General features: G+C 44.1%; 19 protein-coding genes. 11 read left to right on the forward strand and 8 right to left on the reverse strand.

The window, feature by feature from the left end; translation table 11 throughout:
• The first annotated feature begins 242 nt into the window (after positions 1-242).
• Both HRQ85_RS06355 and HRQ85_RS06360 read left to right on the forward strand, forming a co-directional pair.
• Positions 243-1,466: an aromatic amino acid transport family protein gene (locus HRQ85_RS06355; protein ID WP_172379350.1), complete on the forward strand. Its 1,224-nt coding sequence runs from the start codon at positions 243-245 to the stop codon at positions 1,464-1,466.
• Positions 1,467-1,614: 148 nt separating this feature from the next.
• The gene (locus HRQ85_RS06360; protein ID WP_172379050.1) at positions 1,615-3,039 is read left to right on the forward strand and encodes a methyl-accepting chemotaxis protein; all 1,425 of its coding nucleotides are present in this window, start codon (positions 1,615-1,617) and stop codon (positions 3,037-3,039) included.
• A gap of 407 nt (positions 3,040-3,446) precedes the next feature.
• Here the strand turns inward: HRQ85_RS06360 and HRQ85_RS06365 are convergent, their stop codons facing one another.
• The 3 genes from HRQ85_RS06365 to HRQ85_RS06375 all read right to left on the reverse strand — a co-directional run bounded on the left by HRQ85_RS06365 (position 3,447) and on the right by HRQ85_RS06375 (position 6,839).
• On the reverse strand, positions 3,447-4,172 hold the full coding sequence (locus HRQ85_RS06365; protein ID WP_050620786.1) for an HAD-IA family hydrolase: 726 nt from the start codon (positions 4,170-4,172) through the stop codon (positions 3,447-3,449).
• 303 nt (positions 4,173-4,475) lie between these two features.
• Positions 4,476-6,284: an HD domain-containing phosphohydrolase gene (locus HRQ85_RS06370; protein ID WP_172379051.1), complete on the reverse strand. Its 1,809-nt coding sequence runs from the start codon at positions 6,282-6,284 to the stop codon at positions 4,476-4,478.
• A 60-nt stretch (positions 6,285-6,344) separates the two neighbouring features.
• Complete coding sequence (locus HRQ85_RS06375; protein ID WP_172379052.1) at positions 6,345-6,839, reverse strand: hypothetical protein; 495 nt, start codon at positions 6,837-6,839, stop codon at positions 6,345-6,347.
• A 248-nt stretch (positions 6,840-7,087) separates the two neighbouring features.
• Here HRQ85_RS06375 and HRQ85_RS06380 point away from each other — a divergent pair, with 248 nt between their 5' ends.
• The 4 genes from HRQ85_RS06380 to HRQ85_RS06395 all read left to right on the forward strand — a co-directional run bounded on the left by HRQ85_RS06380 (position 7,088) and on the right by HRQ85_RS06395 (position 13,182).
• Positions 7,088-7,564 (forward strand): CreA family protein, encoded by a 477-nt coding sequence (locus HRQ85_RS06380; RefSeq protein WP_017059837.1) that lies wholly within the window; start codon positions 7,088-7,090, stop codon positions 7,562-7,564.
• Positions 7,565-7,692: 128 nt separating this feature from the next.
• Entirely contained in the window at positions 7,693-8,997 is a 1,305-nt protein-coding gene (locus HRQ85_RS06385; RefSeq protein ID WP_050644845.1) for an inosine/guanosine kinase, read from the forward strand.
• Positions 8,998-9,291: 294 nt separating this feature from the next.
• Positions 9,292-11,040, forward strand: coding sequence for a formate--tetrahydrofolate ligase (locus HRQ85_RS06390; RefSeq protein ID WP_172379053.1), 1,749 nt, complete (start codon positions 9,292-9,294; stop codon positions 11,038-11,040).
• A gap of 237 nt (positions 11,041-11,277) precedes the next feature.
• Positions 11,278-13,182: a sensor domain-containing diguanylate cyclase gene (locus HRQ85_RS06395; protein ID WP_172379054.1), complete on the forward strand. Its 1,905-nt coding sequence runs from the start codon at positions 11,278-11,280 to the stop codon at positions 13,180-13,182.
• Positions 13,183-13,246: 64 nt separating this feature from the next.
• Here the strand turns inward: HRQ85_RS06395 and HRQ85_RS06400 are convergent, their stop codons facing one another.
• On the reverse strand, positions 13,247-13,852 hold the full coding sequence (locus HRQ85_RS06400) for a beta-phosphoglucomutase family hydrolase (RefSeq protein ID WP_050644848.1): 606 nt from the start codon (positions 13,850-13,852) through the stop codon (positions 13,247-13,249).
• A gap of 87 nt (positions 13,853-13,939) precedes the next feature.
• Here HRQ85_RS06400 and arfB point away from each other — a divergent pair, with 87 nt between their 5' ends.
• Entirely contained in the window at positions 13,940-14,350 is a 411-nt protein-coding gene (arfB, locus tag HRQ85_RS06405; protein ID WP_017059842.1) for an alternative ribosome rescue aminoacyl-tRNA hydrolase ArfB, read from the forward strand.
• 93 nt (positions 14,351-14,443) lie between these two features.
• On the opposite strand, the gene HRQ85_RS06410 is transcribed toward arfB, so the two are convergent.
• Entirely contained in the window at positions 14,444-14,761 is a 318-nt protein-coding gene (locus HRQ85_RS06410; protein WP_019822198.1) for a helix-turn-helix transcriptional regulator, read from the reverse strand.
• A gap of 201 nt (positions 14,762-14,962) precedes the next feature.
• Between HRQ85_RS06410 and HRQ85_RS06415 the strand changes: the two genes are divergently transcribed.
• Complete coding sequence (locus HRQ85_RS06415) at positions 14,963-15,289, forward strand: hypothetical protein (RefSeq protein WP_172379055.1); 327 nt, start codon at positions 14,963-14,965, stop codon at positions 15,287-15,289.
• 116 nt (positions 15,290-15,405) lie between these two features.
• On the opposite strand, the gene HRQ85_RS06420 is transcribed toward HRQ85_RS06415, so the two are convergent.
• The 3 genes from HRQ85_RS06420 to HRQ85_RS06430 form a co-directional block, all read right to left on the reverse strand.
• Positions 15,406-16,464 (reverse strand): S1 family peptidase, encoded by a 1,059-nt coding sequence (locus tag HRQ85_RS06420; protein ID WP_172379056.1) that lies wholly within the window; start codon positions 16,462-16,464, stop codon positions 15,406-15,408.
• Positions 16,465-16,742: 278 nt separating this feature from the next.
• Positions 16,743-17,876 carry a glycine cleavage system aminomethyltransferase GcvT gene (gene gcvT / locus HRQ85_RS06425; protein ID WP_048608440.1) on the reverse strand — a complete coding sequence of 378 codons (1,134 nt, stop codon included), beginning with the start codon at positions 17,874-17,876 and terminating at the stop codon, positions 16,743-16,745.
• A 448-nt stretch (positions 17,877-18,324) separates the two neighbouring features.
• Positions 18,325-18,948 (reverse strand): helix-turn-helix domain-containing protein, encoded by a 624-nt coding sequence (locus tag HRQ85_RS06430; protein WP_017064652.1) that lies wholly within the window; start codon positions 18,946-18,948, stop codon positions 18,325-18,327.
• 441 nt (positions 18,949-19,389) lie between these two features.
• On the opposite strand from HRQ85_RS06430, the gene HRQ85_RS06435 reads away from it, so the two are divergent.
• The 3 genes from HRQ85_RS06435 (at position 19,390) to gcvP (ending at position 24,084) form a co-directional block, all read left to right on the forward strand.
• The gene (locus tag HRQ85_RS06435; protein ID WP_172379057.1) at positions 19,390-20,682 is read left to right on the forward strand and encodes a serine hydroxymethyltransferase; all 1,293 of its coding nucleotides are present in this window, start codon (positions 19,390-19,392) and stop codon (positions 20,680-20,682) included.
• A 51-nt stretch (positions 20,683-20,733) separates the two neighbouring features.
• Complete coding sequence (gcvH, locus tag HRQ85_RS06440; protein ID WP_017064654.1) at positions 20,734-21,114, forward strand: glycine cleavage system protein GcvH; 381 nt, start codon at positions 20,734-20,736, stop codon at positions 21,112-21,114.
• A gap of 90 nt (positions 21,115-21,204) precedes the next feature.
• A complete protein-coding gene (gene gcvP / locus HRQ85_RS06445) occupies positions 21,205-24,084 on the forward strand; it encodes an aminomethyl-transferring glycine dehydrogenase (protein ID WP_172379058.1) in 2,880 nt (959 codons plus the stop codon).
• Positions 24,085-24,343: the final 259 nt, after the last annotated feature.

Genomic DNA, 24,343 nt, shown 5'->3' on the forward strand with positions numbered 1-24,343 from the left:
AACAAATTACTCTATAAATTTTGAAGCCGGTCATGGTCAAACGTTTGCTTTGCTCATTTGAATGCTGCTACGTCCCTGAGTGTAAATATTAATTTACAGTGGATATTTTTAATTACATTAAGTATTGCATTTGGAATTAAACTCAATCAGAATACTTCAAAATCGAGATATTCTTTGGGTTTATGCGCTTAAGCTAGAAGAATTACAATGAAAACACACCCTAACGTAAAGAATTATATACAATAAATAAATCAAAGGTTTTTGGTAGTACTTTGATCATTGCAGGCACAACCATTGGTGCTGGCATGCTCGCTCTTCCACTTGCTTCTGCAGGTATTGGCTTTTCAACTTCACTTTTCTTGATGCTGGGTTTATGGGCGTTAATGGCCTTTACGGCTCTATTAATGGTAGAGCTTCACCAATTCGCAGAATCTGACGCTACCCTACACACGTTAGCTCACACCATTTTAGGGACAAAAGGAAAGTGGATTGCGAGCTTCGCGGTGATGTTTCTTTTCTACGCTCTGTGTGCGGCATACATAGCTGGCGGCGGTGCGCAATTTAACCAACGAATTTCGGATATCGCGGGTATCGAACTCAACGCTCAAATCACCACGCTTCTATTTACCCTATTAGTTGCTGGCGTTGTGACGATTGGTACACACAGTGTTGATAAAGTTAACCGCGTTTTGTTTGGCTTAAAGCTTATCGCAATGATGTTGGTACTTAGCTTCCTAGCTCCAAACATTACCTCTCAATACTTAATGAGCATGACTTTACAGCAAGGCCTGATTGTGGCGGCGATTCCGGTTGTGTTTACCTCTTTTGGTTTCCACGGAAGCATCCCATCAATCGTTCGATACCTAGATGGTGACGTTCGTTCTTTACGTAAGGTAATGATTATTGGCTCGGCACTGCCTCTGGTTATCTACGTTTTCTGGCAAAGTGTTACTTTGGGTGTGATTAGCCAAGAGCAATTATTGTCTGATACAAGTTTAGGCGCGCTATTAGTCTCACTATCGCAGACTGTTCATCAATCCAACCTAAGCGTGATCGTCGGTGTATTCGCGGACCTAGCACTGCTGACATCTTTTATTGGTGTGAGCTTGGGCTTATTTGAATTCATGGGCGACTCACTGAGCAAGAAACTAGGTGACGCAAAACGTGTTAAGACAGCTGCTATCACCTTCTTACCGCCACTGGGTTTTGCCTTATTTTACCCACAAGGCTTCATCATGGCTTTAGGCTATGCAGCCATTGCACTTTCAGTGCTCGCGATTCTGTTACCAACAGTGATGGTCTACAAGGTTCGTTACACTGATTTCTCTGTCAAACCTCAATCTGCAGAAGCCAGTTACCAAGTGTTAGGCGGTAGCAAAGCGTTGTTTTTAGCAGGTAGCATTGGCGTATTTATCATTGCCATTCAAGTTCTTATTTCAGTAGGGTTACTGCCTTCTTTGGGCTAATAAACCTATACAGAACTAATTTACTTGATACAGATCTCATAAATAACATGTCACTATCATTAATTTTCACAATTAGTCGATTGAAGTCACATTTTTATTGAGGTCGGTTATTTAGAGTCCACGGTAAAGGATTTACCGTGGAGTTTTTATGAAAGAAGTACAATTTCGAACGATAGACAAACTGTTTATCAAGATGTCGATCAACGACAAGTTTTGGGTCATTTTCTTAATCTTTTTTGCCGCTTTGGCAAGCCTAGCTGGACTGAACTACGTCAACAAAATGGAACACATTGACGTAACTGCAAAACAGCAGGTCGAGTATCAACTGCAAGGTATTTTATCAGCATCAGATTCCCCTGCTTCTGTTCGCTCTGTTAGCCAACAAACTCGCGCTCAACAAACCACTATTTCAAACAATGGTTCGGTGATTGCCACAGCACTCGCACAAGATGGCAACTACTACTCACTTACCGTTTCAACTAACGATATACAGAACCAAAAGCAGCAAGCACTGTACACTTTATTACTGAGCTTTTTGTGGTGTGTGCCTTTTGGTCTTTTCTGTTACTGGGTAGCGACTTTCCTAGGCGGCGCACTTTGGGTTCTTTACTCAACCACTCAAAAGATTGGGGATGGGGACTTAACATCACGCCTTGGCTTCCACCCTGGCCGTGACGAGTTTGGCACGATTGGTTGTGCGCTTGACCGCTCAATGGACACGCTTAGTGAGTTAGTTAACAACGTAAACCACAGTGCAGCAACGCTAAGTGAAACGTCGGCTTCTTTCGAAACAGAGATGAAGCGCAGCGAAACACAAATCATGAGCCAAAACGCCTCTCTAGACTCTGTTGCGACAGCAATGGACCAAATGACAGCTTCGGCGAATGAAGTCTCTAACATCTCTGCACGTTCAACGGAACAAACAGAGCAAGACGCGCAGCAAATCAACGATAGCCACGCAAAAGTTCAACAAGCAATCTCGGAAATCACCACCCTTTCTTCTTTGATTGAGCAAACCTCATCTTCTGTTACTAGCTTGAATGTGAACACGAGCCAAATTAACGAAGTCATCACGACGATCAATGCTATTTCAGAGCAAACTAACTTACTTGCTTTGAATGCCGCGATTGAAGCCGCTCGTGCGGGCGAACAAGGCCGTGGTTTCGCTGTTGTTGCTGATGAAGTAAGAACACTGGCAAGCCGCACTCAGTCAGCTACGGTAGAAATCCAAGCGATGATTGAGCGCTTACAACAAGAGAGCCAAAATATCGCGAAGATCACCGAACAGACGGTTGATCAAGCGCAAACCAGTAGCCAACTAATTTCGGACATTGGTCACGACGTAAACTCGATTGCAGATTCAGCTCAAGCACTGATGGACATGAGTATCCAAATCGCAACATCGGCAGACGAGCAAAGTAACGTTGCCAATACGATTGCAGCTGAACTTAACGATATTCGCAGCCAATCCGATGTGATTAAAGACGTGGCTCAGAATTCTTCAAATGGCGTCTCTAGGCTAACAGAAGCATCAGTTTCTCTGTCTCAGACGTTGGCACGCTACCGCACTTAAGACTCAACTGTCGAACTAGCGGCGCGAATTGAAAACAAACTAATGAGGACTCGTAATGGGTCCTTTTTTTTGGCTTTTGTTTAATAACATTACAAGAGGCATGGTCAATAACGATGACATTATCAATTACCATGAAGCAAGTCGCAAAGGAGAGATTAAGAAGTGTCAGAACTGTCTAATATTCGAGCTTAGGAGTAATCTAATTGAACGGGTCTTTTTTCGCTTACCCTCTTGCTGCAGGTGACACATAATGAATAAAACAGAAACACCAAACACCGACGACATTACATGCCCTTTATGCCAACACGACGAGTATCTTCTTTCAGAAAGTGGAGAGAAGTTTACTTGTGCATCTTGCGGTTTCCATACCAAACAATTTAGTAAGGTAGTCAGCCTTCAATTAAGCTCTACCCCACCAAAGCTGCAGAATTCGATATACCACCATTTGAGCAGTGCTTGCCATTAATCCAAACTGAAATTTCTTCTAAACTATAGATATCCTGAGCCGCGAGTTCTGCTGAGTCGGCTTCGGGATCTACGATTGCTTCATCAATACTCGGGCGTAATCGAAACGATTGGATACCCGCGCGAACACCAGCCTCAATCCCTTTCAACGTATCATCCACATAGATGCACTCATTCGGTAGAAAACCCATGTTCATGGCCGTGTACATGATTAGATCTGGCTCTGGCTTCCAACTGTTAGCATCAAAAGCAGAGAACACTTTGCCTTTGAAGTCGTCTAGCATGCCTGTCATCGCCAATGAAGATTCAACTCTAGATTTCGGTGCATTGGAAGCGATACAAAACTCAATGTCTTGTTGTTTGAGGAATTCAATAAGTTCGATAGCGCCTTCCATCGGTTTTAAATGACGTTGGAACAGTGCTTCTAATTCAGTACGGTATAACGGTTCAAGTGTATCAATCGAGATAGATAGCCCAAGACGTTCTTGTGTATCCATTAAGATGTCGGCTAGCTTCCCACCTTGGAAATGCGCATAGCAGTCGTTGACGTTGAGCTCCGCTCCAAAGCCAGTGAAAACGTTCACCAAAGCTTGGCAGCACAGCTTTTCACTATCGATAAGTGTTCCGTCACAATCGAAAATCACACATTTAGTCTGTTCTAACCGCATAGGTATCTCACTTAGATTGAATCCAAGTTTTATCCTATAGTGTTCTTTCAATGGGCGAGATGATTGAGGTAACAGTTTGCGGATACAGGCTTATTTCTCTTCGCGAAATATGGAGTTGATCACTTTATCGCTCGGCATAAGCAACAGTTTTCATCAAATTAACCCAGATTCTACGAAACCAAATACTGCGAGGTTTACATAAGTGACTCAATTTCAGGGGAAAATATAAATCACCACTTCCTAGCCGGATCGTGGTGAATCGATAAAAAATACGGCTTATAGGCTACTCAGATAGAGCGACAGTTAGCTAACAACCGACTCTTCTAAGACTTTAGCTTCAATCGAAGGTGAAAACGTATATTCCACGGTTCCAGTATCGGGATACGAATCTCGGATAGCGACAAACTCGGGTAAGTGTTTCAGTAGCAATTTAGTTAACTGAGGATCAAACTGGTAGCCACACTCTCGCTCGAACAAATCGACCACCATATCTAACGGCCATGGTTCTTTGTAGCAACGTGCACTAAGCAGCGCATCAAATACATCGGCTACGGCTGTGATACGAGCAAACAAGTGTATTTCATCCCCCACTTTGCCATTCGGGTATCCAGCACCATCCCAACGCTCGTGATGTTCGTGAGCAATGATTGCCGCGAGGTTGGTAATATCACCAGATCCGCTCTTCAACAAGTTATAGCCAGCCGTAGTATGAAGCTTCATCACCTCCCACTCTTGGTCGGTTAATTTCCCAGGTTTATCCAAGATTGATTCAGGGACAGAAATCTTACCCACATCGTGCATTGGGCTGATGATCTCAATCATCTCGACCTCGCGATGGCTCAAGCCACGATACTTAGCAAGCAGTGCAGACAACTTGGCTACACGCTTAACGTGATTACCTGTTTCGCCAGAGCGGGTTTCAATTGCTTCTCCAAGAACATGAATCATATCCTTTTGAATATTCAAGGTCTGTTTCTGAAGCTTTAAGATGCGTTTGTTCTTATTCGCCAACTCTTTCTTTTGGCGCAGAGTAACGAATTGCATCAAGATGATCAGGCTTAAACCCGCAATCACCATCGACAGCCCCAATAACAACTGGAAGTTTTTGCGAATAAAGGACGAAGGCTCGTTAATGAAAACTGCTTCGTCAGGTAACGCGTTTGCACTAATCCCGTATCGTTTCATTGCAGGGTAATTAAATACAAAACGCTTGTTGTCTCCTGGAGTTAGCGGTGTCGTAAAACCAAGAGGAAGATATTTATCCAATGCATCGACAGCCTCTTCACCCATGCTTTGTGAGTGATTAACGTAGCCACCGAGTACATCACCCGAAATATAGAACTGCCACAAAGCAAACACCGGAGCAGCACTTGCTTTTGACAACGTATCCGCAATCTCTTGGTAAGTGTGGTAAACCCCTTGCTTCAACTCGGTGTTGTAATGACTGAGCAATACCGCATCGTCCGCAGAGATCCCTTCCAAAAACTGGCTTGTATGTACAAGCGACAAATCGCGAATTTCTACGAGATTGATATTCGGAAACTCAGCCATCATTCTGTTCATTTCTTTGTGAATCAGCTCAGACGTGACACTGTAATCATTTACAAAATAGAGGTTCTTTAGATTGGGTCTTAATTTGGAGATCAGCTTAATATTAACGTCTATCTGATCGTTCTCATAAAGCACGGTTGCTCTGTCAGACACCGCGTACATATCGGTGCTGAAATCATTGATGCCGACTGCAACGACAGGTGTGGAGCGGTCAATCAAATTAGGCAAAGATTCAAGAAAATTGGCCGCGTTATCGTCCGTCGCAATTACGCCATCAAATTTATAACCCGCATATTTCGCACGTAAGTAGTTCGCGAGAGAGTCGTAATACTCTGGGCTGTGGACACGCTTTGAATCCAAATACTCTATTGAGAGTTTAACTTCGGTTTGAGACTGGCTGAACGCACTGTCTATCCCTTTTTGGAAGTCAGCAGTCCATTGATAAGAAGGTTCGTATGAGTGTAAAACTAGGATGCGTTTAATATCCCAGTCGTTAGCAACGCTGAGTGAAGAATAAGCGCTAACACACAATACAGCGATTGATATCAATAGCTTGTACATACAATACCCTTTAAATAAGACGGGGTATTGTACTTAGATTAACGCTTTGTCAAAGAATCTTTAGTTCTCGATCCACACTTTATCGCAAGAAGCATGATCTTGTGCCCAAAAATCGTATAACTGCTTAGCAAAGTTGTTGATACTTTGGCCACTTCCAGCAACGACATCCGAGATCAATAGGGAACCATCTGCTTCTGTGACGATAGCGCTCGCCACAACGTCACCATTTTGAGTACCAATATATAAGACATGATCGTCAGAAAGCATAATTTGGCTCAGGAACTCAAGCATGTGTGCCCTTTCCGTTTCATCTTGGTAAACGCTTGCTTGGTTAAGTGAAAAAAGCACGGTCAATTTATGGAAATCGACTTTATGAAGTTCATCAATTTGGGAAGGAGTTTGATCTTGTGCTAGGAGTTGGTATGTCTTGGATGGGAGTTTGCTTTGATAAAGTTCACGGCCGAGAAGACTATCTTTTGCGGGGTAAGCAATATCGAGCTGGCTAAACAGCCATTGGTTTTTCTTGTGTGCAATTTCAGGTATTTCGTTATTCATTCTTTTAGTACCTACGGTTAGTATCCCCAAATATCGCAGTTATTTGGAAGACATATGGTCGGCTGAGGTGCCGAGCTACAAGCAGAGAGCATACAGAGCATGACCAAGGCCAACAAGTACTTTAAATGCTTCATATTTTTCATTATCCAACAACATCCTTTAAGAACTTAACGAAAAGCTCTACACTCGTATTCAAGCTTTCAATATCCTTATAGTAAACAGAACTATATAAATAAAAAGGACTTCTTATGAAAAAAGCCTTAATAGCAGCAGGTATCGTCACAATGTTAGCTGGCTGTTCGGACAACGAGGTTGGCGACGTCTCACTGGGTTTCTTCACAATGAAGGATATCAAGATGTCTTCATTAGATGACGATAAGATCGCAGGTGTTACCTGTCATATCGCATCAATCGAAGCAAACCTTAGCCTTTCAGATCCAAGTGATAGCTCTATCTCTTGTCGTCAAACAGGTGAAATCACACCAGAAATGATTGCTCAAATAGACAAGAGTAAGTCTGGCGAAGTGGTATTCAAGCAATCGAAAAGTATCTTCTTTAAAACAATGAAGGTTCGTCGTATCTACGATGCAGAGAATCAGTCGCTGCTTTACTTGTCTTACACCACCAAAGAAACGGAAGGCAGTTTCAAGCATAGCCTTTCAACCGTTCCGCTTTGGGGTACAGAGGCTTACGTAGATCCAGCAACACTTGTTCCAGCGGAATAGCTTCAAGCCAAAGTAAGACGATTCACCTGTACAGACATTGTGCAGGTGATTCAAAATGTAATAAAAATGAAAGAAACAGAAACAAAATGTGATATCATGCGGCAAAATTTTTTCACTGTATTTTTCATATGAAGTTTCCTGGACAGCGTAAATCTAAGCACTACTTTCCAACTCACGCACGTGATCCGTTGGTCAACCAAATTCAACAAACACCTAAACTACACCGCGCGACAGTGGTCGGTATAGGTCAAACGATTGTTGACATCGAAGCCCGTGTTGATAACGAGTTCCTAGAAAAGTACGAGCTGAGTAAAGGTCACTCACTGGTATTGGAAGAAAGTAAAGCAGATGCGCTGTATGAAGAGTTAGTTGAGCGCGGTTTGATCACGCATCAATACCCTGGCGATACTATCGGCAACACACTGCACAACTATTCCGTACTTGCAGACAGTAAATCTGTCCTGCTTGGCGTAATGTCTAAGAAGATTGAAGTTGGCTCATTTGGTTATCGTTACCTTTGCCGCACTTCTTCTCGTATGAATCTAAACCACCTTCAAACTGTTGATGGTCCAATTGGTCGTTGTTACACGCTGATTTCTGAAGATGGCGAACGCACGTTTGCAATCAACGAAGGCCACATGAACCAACTTCTTCCAGAAAGCATTCCTGAAAAAGTGTTCGAGAAAGCTTCTGCATTGGTTGTGTCGTCATACTTAATGCGTGGCAAACCTGAAGATCCGATGCCAAAAGCGGTACAAAAAGCGATTGAATACGCGAAAGCGCACAATGTGCCTGTTGTACTAACACTTGGTACTAAGTATGTGATCGAAGGCAACGCTGAATGGTGGCAAGAATACCTGAAAGAAAACGTAACCATCGTCGCGATGAACGAAGACGAAGGTGAAGCGCTAACGGGTGAAAAAGATCCTCTATTGGCTGCTAACAAAGCACTTGAGTGGGTTGACCTCGTTCTATGTACTGCTGGCCCTATTGGTCTATACATGGCAGGTTACACTGACGAACCAGCGAAACGCGAAACCACACTGCCATTGTTACCGGGTAACATCCCTGAGTTCAATAAATACGAATTCAGCCGTGCGATGCGTAAGCAAGACTGTAAAGACCCAGTAAAAGTGTACTCTCACATTGGCCCTTACCTAGGCGGCCCACTTGAGATTAAGAACACCAATGGCGCTGGCGATGGTGCACTTTCAGCACTACTTCACGACATGGCAGCAAACAGCTACCACCACGTGAATGTACCAAACTCGGAGAAACACGAGCACGCTTGTCTGACGTACTCTTCACTGTCTCAAATTTGTAAGTACGCAAACCGTGTAAGCTACGAAGTGTTGACTCAGCACTCTCCTCGCCTTTCTCGTGCATTACCTGAACGCGAAGATAGCTTAGAAGAAACATACTGGGATCGTTAATCGACCATATTAGGTAGTTACCTCTTAGAGGTTAACGCCAAGTGAGATTACCCATTCCTTGAAGGGCTGCTATATGCAGCCCTTTTTGTATTCAACGCCAATATAACTGCAGCTCAAGGTAATCAGATCGAATATTTTGCTCGTTTAAGATTTGATCTCGCGCAATGACTCTTTAGATCTGTTATCTTCCAGCACATAATTCGTGTGGTTTGCCTTTACTTGGCAAATTTATACAGTAATATCGCCACGCAAACGTTTACGTGCCACCTTTCGGTTCTGATATAAGGATCAAATATGCTGTCTGATATTGATATTTGTCGCTCTACTCCCCTTAAAAACATCAGTGAGGTTGCCAAGCAAGCTGGCCTGCACCACAACGAACATCAGCCATTAGGGCAATTCAAATCTAAAGTGTCTCTCACATCACTTGAACGCCTCGCCAACCAACAAGATGGTAAATTAGTCGTAGTCACGGCGATCACACCGACACCTCTTGGTGAAGGCAAAACCGTCACTACTATCGGATTAGCACAAGGCCTCGCAAAGATTAACCAATCTGCAATGGCCTGCATTCGTCAGCCTTCAATGGGCCCGGTATTTGGTGTAAAAGGCGGCGCTGCGGGTGGTGGTTACTCTCAAGTTGCCCCTATGGAACAATTAAACCTGCATCTGACGGGCGATATTCATGCTGTTACGGCCGCTCACAACCTCGCCTCTGCCGCCATTGATGCACGTTTGTATCATGAACAGCGTGAAGGGTTAGAAGCCTTTGAAACGCGCTCAGGCTTAAAAGCACTGAATATAGACCCAAGCAGAATCGTTTGGCGACGTGTACTTGACCATAATGATCGCGCATTACGCATGATCACGGTTGGCAAGAACGAAGCAGACAAAACGATTAATGGCTTTGAACGCGAAGATGGATTTGATATCTCAGCCGCTTCAGAGCTAATGGCCATTCTTGCTCTAGCTGATGACCTTCAAGATTTGAGAAAACGCATCGGACGAGTGGTACTTGCTTACAACAAACAAGGCTTGCCGTTAACCGCAGATGACTTCAACGTTGCAGGCGCAATGACCGTAACCATGAAGGATTCTATTGAACCAACATTGATGCAAACCCTTGAAGGCGTTCCGACCCTAATTCACGCCGGGCCTTTCGCGAACATTGCACATGGTAACTCTTCAATTATTGCCGATAAGATAGCGTTAAAACTGAGTGACTTTGTTGTGACCGAAGGCGGTTTCGGGTCAGACATGGGCTTTGAGAAAGCGTGCAACATAAAAGCGAAAGCGTCAAACAAAAAGCCCGATTGCGCTGTGGTTGTTGCAACATTACGTGGATTAAAGGCCAACTCTGGTTTATACGATTTGAGACCGGGCACTCCATTACCAGATTCTATTTTTAATGATGACCAAGACGCACTAATTGCAGGCTTTGAGAACCTTAAATGGCACATCAATAACGTTAAGCAATACCAAGTGCCTACAGTAGTTGCGATTAACCGATTCCCACAAGACTCAGCTCAAGAGCTCGATGCTTTGAAACAGATGATCACCGACTTCGATCCAAGCGTTAGCGTTGAAGTAAGTGAAGCATTTGGTCAAGGTGGCGAAGGGGCGACTCAACTGGCTCACGCTGTAGTAAAAGCTTGCCAAAAACAGAGTGAATTTAAGCCTTTGTATCACTCAGAGCAAAGCCTAGAAGAAAAGCTAATGGCAGTCGCTGAAGTTGGTTATGGCGCGGCAAGTATTTCGCTATCTCCACTGGCTAAAAAACAACTGGCTGAATTCAAACTGCATGGCTATAGCGACCTATCGGTTTGTTTGGCAAAAACACCACTATCGATCTCGACAGAAGCACACGTAAAAGGTGCACCCACCCAATTTGACGTGCCTGTTAGAGAACTAAAACTGTGTGCTGGTGCTGGCTTTATTTACGCGTTGTGCGGCAATGTGATGACCATGCCAGGCTTGCCTGACAAACCGGCGTTCATGTCGTTAGATATTGATAGTAATGGAAATATCGTCGGCCTAAGCTAGATGCTCTTAGCTAGATAAATGGCAATTAATCGCGATTAATTTGGCTCAATTTTCAGACCGGTGTTCTATATTGAGCAATCATTCCCTTACGAAGTGATTGCTCAACAATCAAGCTTAAGTGCAAAAAGTTGCACTAAAATCGTAGTTATATGCGAATCTTGTCTTAACTTCTGGGTCAAGATCACATTAAAAACCTTATAAAATATATAGTATTGCGCTGATTCTTTGAGGACAGTGATGAATACAAGTATAAAAAAACTAGTCAGCCAATTTCTATGTACCATCTTTGCCCTAGGACTAGTCCCTGCCCTCTACATAAACTCTGAATTTGACAGGGTTGAAGCTCAGCACACGCTAAATATCAAACAGTCCAGTCAGAACCAGATCGAATACAGCTTTCATGAGCTCGCTGTTATTGTTGAGCAAATATCTAACTCTGTTCCTTCTATCGCTGACTCTCAAACACTACTCCGAGCGATTCAAGAACCTTCTATTATCCATAAAGAAACCCTGCAAGATCTTTGGGTGATGTTAGCTCGTGGCCAAAAATACTATTCTCAGCTTCGTTATCTCGATCTAGCTGGAAACGAAGTGTTCCGCGTTAACTACAAAGACGGTAAAGCAACTGTCGTCCCAGAGAACGAACTGCAAAACAAATCCTCTCGAGATTACTACAAGATGCTACAGAAGTTAGAGATTGGCGATGTCAGCTCTAGAGGCATTGACTTAGAAATGGAAAATGGAGAAATCATCCACCCATTAACGCCGGCGCTTCGCATTATGACGCCAGTCGCTGAAGGGAATCGAATTATTGGTTACTTCATTGCAAATCTAAACATGCTTGAGATTTACAAGCGTCTTCATTACCAAATCGGCGCGTCAGCCGCAGTCCCGGTCATTCTCAATAAAACTGGCCATGTCATCATGGGCCCCGACCCGGCTGAATCATTTGGACATGTTTTAGAGTCACGTTCAGACAATACATACGCAAAGCTATATCCGGCGCTTTGGAAAGACATTCAATCCAACTCTTCGTCTAGCTATTTCGATGGTAAGAACTGGTATTTCCACTCTGACATCAGCCCAAAGATAAAGCAGTTTGCAGGCCCTATTTACATGGTTCTTCACATTGAAAATCAGCATTTCAGCAGTCAATACCGACAAGAAAAACAAGCGATTGTCGTTCAGATCATCACCTTATCTTTCTTGATTTCGATGATCTCCGCTGGCTTCGTATTGTGGAACAGCAACCACAAGAAGAACAGTATCGAGAGCCAACTTGCTAAGGCCGCGATGAATGGTATGTCTGCCTTGGTGATTACCGACAGAAACAACCGAATCATCAAGGTAAACCAAGAGTTCACCCGTGTTAGCGGCTACGAGTTAGAAGACGTAAAAGGCCGCCAACCGTCCATGTTTGCTTCTGGTCGCTACAACGAAGAGTTCTACATCAAGATGTGGAGCATCATCAAAGAGAAAGGCATGTGGGAAGGCGAAGTGGTTAATCGTCGTAAAGACGGGTCTTTGATCACGGAAATATTGCGAATCCAAACCATTAAAGACTCGAAAGACGTGATTCAGTTTTATGTCGCTTCATTTGTGGATATCAGTAAACACAAAGAGCTAGAAAACAAACTGAGAAACCTGAGCGAAAAAGATGCCTTAGCTGGGTGTTGGAACCGCCGTAAGTTCGATCTTGAGCTGCGAGATGAGTGCTCTCGTATGAATCGTTACCCTACTCGCGAACAGTCTTGCTTAGCGATTTTGGACATAGACCACTTCAAACGCATCAACGACAGATTTGGTCACGATTATGGTGATCGCGTCATTCAAACCGTTGCTCAGGTATTACAACGAGAGTGTCGTGAAACTGATTTTGTGGCTCGTATTGGTGGTGAAGAATTTGGCGTTATTCTGCCTCATACCACAACTGAAGAAGCCGAATATGTGCTTAACAGATTGAGAATCGCAGTCAGTATTGAGCTCGACAACGTGGTGACGGTCAGTGGCGGAATCACCAACCTGACTAACGACCCTGCTCTTAACTACAAGTGCGCCGATCTAGCACTCTACGAAGCCAAGGCAGCAGGTCGAAACAGTGTGTGCCTGTTCCTAGACAGCGAAATGAGCGAAATTGCCTAACAGAAAATCAATATTGTTCCGCTAGGCTATCAGTTTGGCGGTTGAACACCCCAGCTGTTTTCTATCAGCTCGGTGCAGGATAGAACTCTAGTTTGTCCCCTTCTACCACCAGAATGCAATCCATGTTCGCAGCATGAGCAGCCTGCTTACCTAGGTTGGTATCTTCAAACACAACACACTGCTTTGGCTGCAAACCCATACCAAAACACGCATCCAAGAAAGTATCCGGATTTGGTTTGTGATTCTTAACGTCAGTTGCTGTCACTAGGATATCGAGCTTACTCAAGATATCTGTCTTATCCAGTAACTGTTCGGCACTTTTACGTTGACTGCCCGTTCCGACTGCAATCTTCTTGCTACCTAGATGCTCTAACAACAGAGAATGGGTACAAGGGATAACGTCTCCTTTGTCTTCAATAGCCGCAAACGACGCCATCTTAAACGTAGAGACCGCTTGTGGGTCGAGCGATAAACCGTATTTGCTGTTCACCTCACCGGCTATCTTGTAGCTCGGCATGCCACCCAAGCTATGCAGCCAAGACGCTTCGAAATGAAAGCCAAACTCTTCCGCCGTTTGCTGCCAAGCCTTTACATGTGCAGGCATTGTATCGATCAACGTACCGTCCATATCAAAGATTAATCCTTCATATGCCGTTAAATCTATTTTCATCACTACTACCACTCTTTAATAAAGTTACTGATACCATAACCAATATTCAGTATCATGGCGCCATATTACCGTTCAAAATGGATGTTTATGTTACAAATATCTAACTCTGTTTCGATTCAAGACTGGGAACTCCAGTTAACAGCGATCAGAGCACAAGGAGCCGGCGGTCAGAACGTCAATAAAGTATCGAGCGCGATACATTTACGTTTTGATATCAAGCACTCTACCCTACCTGACTTCTATAAAGAAAAGCTTCTCGCACACAAAGATAGCCGTATCACTAAAGATGGCGTGATTATCATTAAGGCACAGCAATATAGAACGCAGGAACAAAACCGAGATGATGCTTTAGTGCGTTTGAAAGAACTTATCTTGGAAGCAACAAAAGTTCAAAAAGTCAGACGAGCGACTAAGCCAACACGTGGCTCTCAGAAAAGACGTTTAGAAAGCAAGAAACAGAGAAGCACCACCAAACAGCTGCGTGGAAGAGTGAGCTGATGGCTTCATTCCCTCAGATAACACATTACCCTAGAAATATCTGTCAATTTAACTAACGAATAGATCCATTACGCTGTTTATTTGAAAGAAAGACTACTGCTTCTTTTTGACCGACAAAATCAGCTTGATCAACAACAGGCGCTCTTCGCTGGTCAGCAGACGACTGACCGCCGCTACATCTTCCGCTGTCGCTTGTGATGCACCAACAATATCAAGTACCACATCCAAATCCGTCACTTTTAAGGTTCTGGTGATTGAACGATACTGAGACATCTTGATGTCCGCCTCGCCGCGTTCAATCCGTTGATAAGTTTTTAAACTCATTCCTGCACTCGAGGCTAACTTTTCTTGAGACAAGTTGGCTTGTTTCCTACGCTCAATCAGCGCCATTATTATGGGTTCTTGTGACATAAGCTCATCCTCAAAAGACAGTTATGTCCTAAATTCAGCAAGAAGCAGACCATATTGACTTGTGATGGTTTACATAAGCCATCAAAGGCATATTATTCGCTTGATAAAAACCGTTACGTTTCATAAACCTTCACACTGATATCAGTTGTGAACGTACAGGCTAGGTAACTTGAGTATTCAAGTGTTGGGAAATTAGAAAAATTGCAAATTGCGAATAAGAAAGACGTCATATTGGAAATTGCGAATCGTTATAAATTGGCATTTCCTTGCATTAAGCACGCATTAGAAACGGACAATACCCGCTCAGAAATTATTGCAGTGCAGCATAGGCTACTGACTTACAAAGAAGTGCTGTTGCACGGAAGTATGTTGGAAGAGAAAGAATTGAAGCAGGCTTTTTCTGCTCTGAACCAAAATGAAAAAGGTGTCGCACAAAGCGGTATTCAAAGCATCAACGACGCAATAAAAGAGATGGATGTGATTGTCGAAAGATACAGTAGAAAAGCGTCTACTGAATTCTGTGCCTAATCTATTAATATCAACGAGTAGCGCCAACCTCTGAACGGCTTAAACAAAAAAACAAAAACGGCCAGTCATAGTTGAATGACTGGCCGTTTGTTTAGCTAACATGAAGACGTGGGTATCTAACGAGACATCGCTCTTCTAAACCCACCGAGTAACATCAACGCGCCTAGCAAGCCAAACGACACACTGCCTCCACTGCCGCCTGAACCAGATGAGCTTGTACCAGCAACAGCAACTCGTTTTGCCTCTGTCGCGGTAAACTGGACAGTTTCTGTGCTATCGATTACACCGTTAGTTACATCCGTAATCCAATCTTTATAATCAAATATCTCGGTAAAGACCGATGTAACACCGATGCCCGCACCACAAGTAGTCGGCCCAAAGCTTGTTATGCCAACCTGCTCATAAGTTGAGCCGTTTTTCCAAAACACCGGTCCGCCAGAATCACCTTGGCATGTACCACCATATAAACCGTTATCCGGTCCATCACCATTAAAACAAATTTGTTTGTCTGTGACTAACGGACCAAAGACAGCTTTACAGTTCGCAGTGTCTACGTAAGTCAAATCAACTTGTTGTAGCAATGTTGTACCCTCAACATCAGTTTCTATGTCACCATGACCAACAGCAACGAAATCATTCGCGACATTAAGATATGTATCAAATTGGGGAATAGCAGTTTCAGCAGAAGACGGAAGGTTGAGAGAAGCTTCTAACTTTAAAATCGCAATGTCATTTCTTAACAGCTGATTGATACTATTTGAATAATCAGTTCGATAATACACCTCTGATACTCGTACTTTAGGAATGTTTCCGTTAGGGAACAAAGAAGTATCTTCCAATTGAGGTACAACCACGGTAAACAGTTGTACACTTTCATCACCGTAAATACAGTGCGCTGCTGTCAATACATGGTAATTATCTAAGATAGTCGCACCACAGTAAGGGCCTGTAGAGTAAACACCGTCATAATCAATACGATCAATGAACAAGCTCGCCATTGAAGGGAATTCAGTTACCGAAGCACCGCTACCATTCACAATATAAGGTGTTACACCCACATCAGGAGTACTTTCGTCCGTGTTTTCCGTTGCCATAACACTTGATGTGTAAATCAATGGCGCTAAAAGCCCTAAAACGGCTTTACGAACCGGGCTCATTGTATGGTTTACGTTCATAGTTAACTCCTTGTAACCCCTACTACTTATTTACAAAAATGATGAATCGCCACCATAACACGTCACAACCGTGATTATAGTAAGTATTTGTAACGATATCGCCACATATCTCATTTTATAAACGAATTTTAAGTAACCGTTGTTAGTGGTTAACGCTAAACCTTATATGTTCACAAAAACATACGCACCAAAAACAAAAAAGCCTACCGTTAGGCTTCCCAGTAAAGAGAAGCAAACAATAGGCTTTCATTTAGCTTAGTGGTTTCTCTTAAAAGAGATTAGCCACGGTAGTAACGTTGAGGTACGAATGGCATTTTTTCTACTGTCATAGGTAGCTTCTTGCCACGAACTTCAGCGAATACTTCAGTGCCAATAACCGCTAGGTCAGTACGAACGTAAGCCATAGAAACAGGCTTGCCCGCGTTAGGGCCCGCTGTACCGCTTGTTACAACGCCAATCTTGTTGTCTTCAGCATCGAACAGCTCAGCGCCTTCACGTACTGGTGCTTTAGTTTGACCAACAAGACCAACACGCTTACGTTGAACGTCTTTTGTCGCGATTTGCTCAAGGATGATATCAGCGCCAGGGAAACCGCCTGCACGTTCACCGTCAGTACGACGCACTTTTTGAATGCCCCATAGAAGGCTAGCTTCTACCGGCGTTGTTGTTGTATCTAGATCGTGACCGTACAGACATAGACCACACTCAAGACGAAGTGAGTCACGAGCACCAAGGCCAATCCACTCAACTTCAGCTTCTGAAGTCAGCTTACGTGCTAGAGCTTCAGCGTGATCGTTCGGTACAGAGATCTCGTAGCCATCTTCACCCGTGTAACCGCTGCGGCTCACGATGCATTCAACGCCATCGATATCGACTTTTTGAACGTCCATGAACAGCATGTCTGCAACGCTTGGTTGGAAACGAGCCAGAACTTCAGACGCTTTAGGGCCTTGAAGTGCTAATAGAGCGCGGTCATCAATCACTTCCATCTCTACGTCAGCTGGTAGGTGCGCAGTAAGGTGGTCGATATCTTGTGTCTTACAAGCCGCGTTCACAACAACAAATAGGTGATCGCCTAGGTTTGCAACCATAAGGTCATCCATGATGCCGCCCTGCTCATTAGTAAAGAACGCGTAACGCTGTTTACCAGAAGGAAGGTCGATAATATCTACAGGAACCAAAGATTCTAAGACAGCAGCTGCGTTTGCACCATGTAGACGAAGTTGCCCCATGTGAGAAACATCAAAAAGACCGGCAGCGTCACGAGTGTGCAAGTGCTCTTTCTTTACACCTAGTGGGTACTGAACTGGCATATCATAGCCAGCGAAAGGAACCATCTTTGCGCCTTCTTCAACGTGAAGTGCATGCAGTGGTGTTTTTAGTAGGTCTTGATTAGCGTGTTCTTGAGTCATTTTATTCTCCATGAAGCGTTGCAGGCTGTCCAAAATCGAGTCTGCCGCTTATATCTCTATTTAGAGTCGCCTCTAACGATACGGATTAACGTTAGAAACAGTAGATAGTAAAAAGTGATGTCTTTTATATAGGCTTATATTGTTAGCTTTATAAATCTGAATGGCTGTACAAATCCCATACAACTCACTTTCTAAGAATTCACTTCAGTAAACTTCAATCAACATGAGTAAACCGTGTTCACTATAATAAACAAGCCTGAGTGAGTTTTACACCCTTAACAAGATTAAAACAGCTCAAAATGTGACATTTAACAATTTAAAAACAATTTATAGATACATACAAAAACGCGATATTGATGATTTTCACATCAATATCGCGTCTGTTGGCTAACGTTCGAAACAAAAGCAAACGTTTGCATTCACTATAAGAAATTCTAAGTTTGTTAACTTATTTTGCAGTCACCCACAAAATGAGTGCATCTTCTGTACTGGTCGAAATCAGCATGTGGCCCATATTGGCATCGTAATACATGCTATCGCCTTCGCTCATTGGCACAGGTTCGTAGAATTCTGAGTAGAACATCACATCGCCAGAGATGATCATTAAGAACTCTTCACCGTCATGACGCACCCAATCATTATACTCTTCAAAAGTACGTGCTCTCACGCGGCTCTTAAACGGCATCATCTTCTTATTAGAAAGCTCAGTCGCAAGCAGCTCATGTTCATAAGTCGGTGTTGGGTGTGGTTTACCTTGGCCTGCCTTGGTTAAGTCGCGACGTCCTGTTGCCACTTTTTTCCTTGGTGGCTCAAAGAGTTGCGGCATGTCTATTTGCAAACCCATCGCCAATTTTTGCATTGCTTGAAACGTTGGTGAGATCTGTTCGTTCTCGATTTTGCTGAGCGTAGAACGCGCCAAGCCTGTTCTTTGGCTTGCTTCTTCTAGCGTAATCCCAAGCTTGCCGCGGATATCTTTAATACGCTGGCCAAGCCTAAGTGGTTCGATATTCTGGTCTAACGTTTCCTTCGCCAACGTTAAAGATGGGTACTCATCATAAATGTCTTCTGACATAGGTCCCTCATTAATTTCTTGCTTCCTGTCTATTAATTTCATTGTTGCATGAAGCGCTTTGTTGATTAAAGAGCACACAGAGAAATAAAGCGTGCTCCCCGTAGCAAAACAAGAAAAGTTGTTTCCTATTGGAAATTATTGTTGAAAATTGATCTTATCGGAGCTATGTTATCGACTTGTTAGATGAAGAGATGCTACTTCAGCTTGCAGCAAATGATAGATTTAACATTTGTAAGAGCTGTTTTTTACCCGAACTTTTTGGGAAACAATTCGTGCTGCATTGACCCTACAACGATCGCTTAGACGCTGTAAGAGTATATTTATAACGCAATTCACGTTTATCTATACCTATATAGCGCAAACGATACCGATGCAGAAATCAACGTAAGACCTAATGGACTATAAAAACAATCACCATTAGCTTAATGAAAGGTCTCGACAATGAACGCTTACCAAAACCATAGCTTAGACAGTTTTTTCTCTACGAACCTATCTGCGACTGACGACGCAGTATTTGCTGGAATCCAAGCAGAGAACACTCGTCAAAACGAACAAATCGAACTTATTGCTTCTGAGAACATCGTTTCTAAAGCAGTAATGCAAGCTCAAGGCACTTGCCTAACCAACAAATACGCAGAAGGCTACCCAGGCCGTCGCTACTACGGTGGTTGTGAGCACGTAGATACAGTTGAAGCTATCGCGATTGAACGCGCTAAACAGCTGTTCAAATGCGAATACGTAAACGTACAGCCTCACTCAGGTGCTCAAGCGAACGGCGCAGTTAAACTTGCCCTACTTCAACCTGGCGACACTATCCTAGGAATGTCTCTAGACGCTGGTGGCCACCTTACTCATGGTGCGCGCCCTGCAATGTCAGGTAAGTGGTTCAACGCAGTTCAATATGGCGTAGACCGCGACACTCTTGAACTCGATTACGAAGCGGTTCGCGCTTTAGCAATCGAAAGCCAACCTAAAATGATTATTGCTGGTGGTAGTGCTATCCCACGCGTTATTGATTTCGCTAAGTTCCGTGAAATCGCTGACGAAGTTGGCGCTATCCTAATGGTCGATATGGCACACATCGCGGGTCTTATTGCGACAGGTGCTCACCCTAGCCCACTACCACACGCACACGTTGTGACTACAACAACGCACAAAACACTTCGTGGCCCACGCGGCGGCATGATTCTTACTAACCACGAAGACATCAACAAAAAGATCAACTCTGCAGTGTTCCCTGGCCTTCAAGGTGGCCCATTAATGCACGTTATCGCGGCTAAAGCAGTGGCGTTTGGCGAAGCACTTGGCCCAGAATTTAATACTTATATTGATTCAGTGATCGACAACGCAAAAGTTCTTGCTGAAGTGTTGCAAACTCGCGGTTGTGACATTGTGACTGGCGGAACAGACACGCACCTAATGCTGGTTGACCTTCGTCCTAAGGGCTTGAAAGGTAACGTAACTGAAGAAGCATTAGAGCGTGCAGGGATCACATGTAACAAAAATGGCATACCATTCGACTCAGAGAAGCCTATGATTACTTCTGGCATTCGTTTAGGTACGCCAGCTGGAACCAGTCGTGGTTTTGGCACTGAAGAATTCAAACTTATCGGTGAATGGATCGGTGATGTTCTTGACGGCTTAGTTGAAAGCCCTGAAGGCAACGCTGAAGTTGAGCAACGTGTTCGCAAGCAAGTTAAAGAGCTTTGCAAACGCTTCCCTCTTTACCGTTAAACCGTTTTTAAGATTTAAATTAAAACCTCATAAATTTTTGGAGAATAAGCAATGGACAATACACTAAAGTTTGCAGACAGCCACGAGTGGGTAAAAGACAACGGTGACGGTACTGTGACTATCGGTATTTCTGAGCACGCTCAAGAGATGCTAGGTGACGTTGTGTTTGTTGACCTGCCTGACACTGATGACGAAATTGAAGCTGGCGAAAGCTTCTCTCTAGTTGAATCAGTGAAAGCTGCTTCTGATATCTACGCACCAATCTCTGGCGAAATCGTAGAAATCAACGAAGAATTAGAAGATAGCCCAGAGCTAATCAACGAAGAACCTTATGAAGGTGGTTGGATTGTTAAAGTGAAGATGTCTGATGCGTCTGAACTAAACAACCTTAAAGATGCGGAAGAATACCTAAGCTCTATCGAAGAAGACTAATAGGTAACCTCATTACGATAAAGCTGCTCTTTTGGAGCAGCTTAATTTTAGGGGCTAGCTCACGGCTCCAGAGAGAAAGTAGAACATATCATGACTGAATTACTTCAAAGCCAATTACTGAAAGACTTGGGCACGCAAAACGAGTTTGTTGCTCGTCATAACGGCCCTAATAAAGCAGACCAGCAAAAAATGCTTGAAGCGATCAACGCGACTAGCTTAGAAGCACTGATCGACGAAACGGTTCCTGCACAAATCCGTCTTGAAAAACCAATGACACTTGCTGCGCCACTGAGCGAAATGGACATGCTGACCTCTCTTAAAGAGATCGCTAACCTAAACCAAGTGAAACGTACTTTCATTGGCCAAGGCTACTACAACACATTCACTCCAAACGTTATTCTACGTAACGTTTTAGAGAATCCAGGCTGGTACACAGCTTACACACCATACCAACCAGAGATTTCTCAAGGTCGTCTTGAAGCTCTACTGAATTACCAACAAATGGTAATGGACTTAACTGGTATGGAAATCGCGAACGCGTCTCTTCTTGATGAAGCGACAGCGGCTGGCGAAGCTATGACACTGTGTAAGCGTGCTGGCAAAAGCAAGAGCAAAGTATTCTTCGTTGCTGACGATGTTCACCCTCAAACACTAGAAGTTGTTAAAACTCGTGCCGAGTACATCGGTTTTGAAGTAATGGTTGGTGCTCTTGAAACACTTCCAGAGCAAGACGTATTTAGTGCGTTGGTTCAATACCCTGGTACAACAGGTGAAGTTCGCGACCTAACAGACATCATTGCGAAAGCTCAAGCAAACAAGACTCTTGTAACGGTTGCAACTGACCTACTTGCTTCTGCTCTACTTAAGCCAGCTGGCGAAATGGGCGCAGACGTAGTAATCGGTTCAGCGCAACGTTTCGGTGTTCCTATGGGTTACGGCGGTCCACACGCTGCATTCATGGGTACTCGTGAAAAGCATAAGCGTACAATGCCAGGTCGTGTAATCGGTGTTTCAATCGATACTCATGGTAACCAAGCACTACGTATGGCAATGCAAACTCGTGAGCAACACATCCGCCGCGAGAAAGCGACATCGAACATCTGTACAGCTCAAGCACTTCTAGCAAACATGGCGTCTTTCTACGCGGTTTACCACGGTGCAGAAGGCCTACGTACAATTGCTCGTCGTACACACCACATGACAGCTATCCTAGCGGCTGGCCTGACTAAAGCGGGTTACGAGCTAACGAATAACAGCTTCTTTGATACCATCACGCTGAACACAGAAGACAAGACAGATGCACTGTACGCAAAAGCGCAAGCAGCAGACATCAACCTTCGTCGACTTGTTGGTAAAATCGGTATCAGCTTAGATGAAACAACCACAGTCGACGACGTGAATGCCCTATTCGCAATCTTCGACGTCAAAGAAGACGTTCAAGCGCTATCTTCTGACATTGCATCCAACGAGTTTGCAGCAATTCCAGAAAACTGCCGTCGTGAATCAGAGTTCCTAACTCACCCAGTATTCAACACGCACCACAGCGAAACGCAAATGATGCGTTACCTAAAACAACTTGAGAACAAAGACTTCTCACTAACGCATGGCATGATCCCACTGGGCAGCTGTACGATGAAGCTGAACGCTGCTGCTGAGATGATTCCAGTAACATGGCCTGAGTTTGGTTCTATTCACCCATTCGCACCTCTAGAGCAAGCGGCGGGTTACACAGCACTAGCAAAAGATCTTAAAGAGAAGCTATGTGAAATCACTGGTTACGACGATTTCTCACTACAGCCTAACTCTGGTGCATCTGGCGAATATGCAGGTCTAATCGCGATTCAACGTTACCACGCAAGCCGCGGTGAAGCTCACCGTAACGTTTGTCTGATTCCAAGCTCTGCGCACGGTACTAACCCTGCAACAGCATCAATGGTTTCTATGAAGGTAGTGGTTGTTAAGTGTGATGAAGATGGCAACATCGACATGACAGACCTAGCAGCGAAAATCGAGAAGCACAAAGAAAACCTATCAAGCATCATGATCACTTACCCTTCTACGCACGGCGTATACGAAGAGCAAGTGAAAGAAGTGTGTGAACAAGTACACGCAGCGGGCGGTCAGGTTTACCTAGACGGCGCGAACATGAACGCTCAAGTAGGCCTAACTTCACCTGGCTTCATTGGTTCAGACGTATCTCACTTGAACCTACACAAAACATTCTGTATCCCACACGGTGGTGGCGGTCCGGGTATGGGTCCTATCGGCGTTAAATCGCACCTAGCACCTTTCCTACCAGGTCACATCGAAAATGGTGTACAAGGTTCAGACTACGCGGTATCAGCTGCTGATCTAGGTAGTGCTTCAATCCTACCTATCTCTTGGGCTTACATCGCAATGATGGGCGAACCTGGCCTAACAGACGCAACGAAAGTAGCGATTCTGAACGCGAACTACGTGATGGAGAAACTACGTCCTCACTACCCTGTTCTTTACCGTGGCACCAACGGCCGCGTAGCGCACGAATGTATTATCGATATTCGCCCGCTTAAAGAAGATACAGGCATCAGCGAAGAAGATATTGCTAAGCGTCTAATGGACTTCGGTTTCCACGCGCCTACGATGTCTTTCCCAGTAGCTGGCACACTAATGGTAGAGCCAACTGAATCAGAAGATTTAGAAGAGCTAGACCGTTTCTGTGAAGCGATGATCGCAATCCGTCACGAAATGGCAGCAGTGAAAGCGGGTGAATGGCCACTAGACAACAACCCTCTAGTGAACGCACCGCACACACAAGTTGACCTTTCAGGCGCAGAATGGGATCGCCCTTACTCTCGCGAACTGGCTTGCTTCCCATCGAAAGCAACGAAGAACTCGAAGTACTGGCCTACTGTTAACCGTGTAGACAACGTATACGGCGACCGTAACCTAATCTGTTCTTGCCCAAGCATCGACAACTACGAAGACTAATTTTGTAGATTTTAAATAAACAAAAGCGAACCACTTGGTTCGCTTTTTTGTTTTTCGGATTCCAGATTATATGGCTAATAAAGCATTGACCTTACCGTAAGGGAAAGGTTTAAGGTTGATCTAAACCAACACTGAATTAGGAATTAATTATGGGATGTTGTAACAAAGCACCAAAAGGTGGTGCCCCTCTTGGCTTACTTCTAAAGGTCACGCTTGGGATTGGTCTTTTTGTGTTTCTGCTGGCGTTGTGGCAGTAGAA

This window comes from Vibrio sp. Vb339, assembly GCF_902751245.1.
Lineage (GTDB): Bacteria > Pseudomonadota > Gammaproteobacteria > Enterobacterales > Vibrionaceae > Vibrio > Vibrio coralliirubri.

Coding starts and splice junctions, on each gene's coding strand:
- HRQ85_RS06385 (WP_050644845.1), top strand. CDS start 7,693: ATGAAGTTTCCTGGACAGCGTAAATCTAAGCACTACTTTCCAACTCAC.
- HRQ85_RS06435 (WP_172379057.1), top strand. CDS start 19,390: ATGAACGCTTACCAAAACCATAGCTTAGACAGTTTTTTCTCTACGAAC.
- HRQ85_RS06365 (WP_050620786.1), bottom strand. CDS start 4,172: ATGCGGTTAGAACAGACTAAATGTGTGATTTTCGATTGTGACGGAACA.
- HRQ85_RS06430 (WP_017064652.1), bottom strand. CDS start 18,948: ATGTCAGAAGACATTTATGATGAGTACCCATCTTTAACGTTGGCGAAG.
- HRQ85_RS06390 (WP_172379053.1), top strand. CDS start 9,292: ATGCTGTCTGATATTGATATTTGTCGCTCTACTCCCCTTAAAAACATC.
- HRQ85_RS06360 (WP_172379050.1), top strand. CDS start 1,615: ATGAAAGAAGTACAATTTCGAACGATAGACAAACTGTTTATCAAGATG.
- HRQ85_RS06400 (WP_050644848.1), bottom strand. CDS start 13,852: ATGAAAATAGATTTAACGGCATATGAAGGATTAATCTTTGATATGGAC.
- HRQ85_RS06370 (WP_172379051.1), bottom strand. CDS start 6,284: ATGTACAAGCTATTGATATCAATCGCTGTATTGTGTGTTAGCGCTTAT.
- gcvH (WP_017064654.1), top strand. CDS start 20,734: ATGGACAATACACTAAAGTTTGCAGACAGCCACGAGTGGGTAAAAGAC.
- gcvP (WP_172379058.1), top strand. CDS start 21,205: ATGACTGAATTACTTCAAAGCCAATTACTGAAAGACTTGGGCACGCAA.
- HRQ85_RS06395 (WP_172379054.1), top strand. CDS start 11,278: ATGAATACAAGTATAAAAAAACTAGTCAGCCAATTTCTATGTACCATC.
- HRQ85_RS06375 (WP_172379052.1), bottom strand. CDS start 6,839: ATGAATAACGAAATACCTGAAATTGCACACAAGAAAAACCAATGGCTG.
- arfB (WP_017059842.1), top strand. CDS start 13,940: ATGTTACAAATATCTAACTCTGTTTCGATTCAAGACTGGGAACTCCAG.
- gcvT (WP_048608440.1), bottom strand. CDS start 17,876: ATGACTCAAGAACACGCTAATCAAGACCTACTAAAAACACCACTGCAT.
- HRQ85_RS06420 (WP_172379056.1), bottom strand. CDS start 16,464: ATGAACGTAAACCATACAATGAGCCCGGTTCGTAAAGCCGTTTTAGGG.
- HRQ85_RS06380 (WP_017059837.1), top strand. CDS start 7,088: ATGAAAAAAGCCTTAATAGCAGCAGGTATCGTCACAATGTTAGCTGGC.
- HRQ85_RS06410 (WP_019822198.1), bottom strand. CDS start 14,761: ATGTCACAAGAACCCATAATAATGGCGCTGATTGAGCGTAGGAAACAA.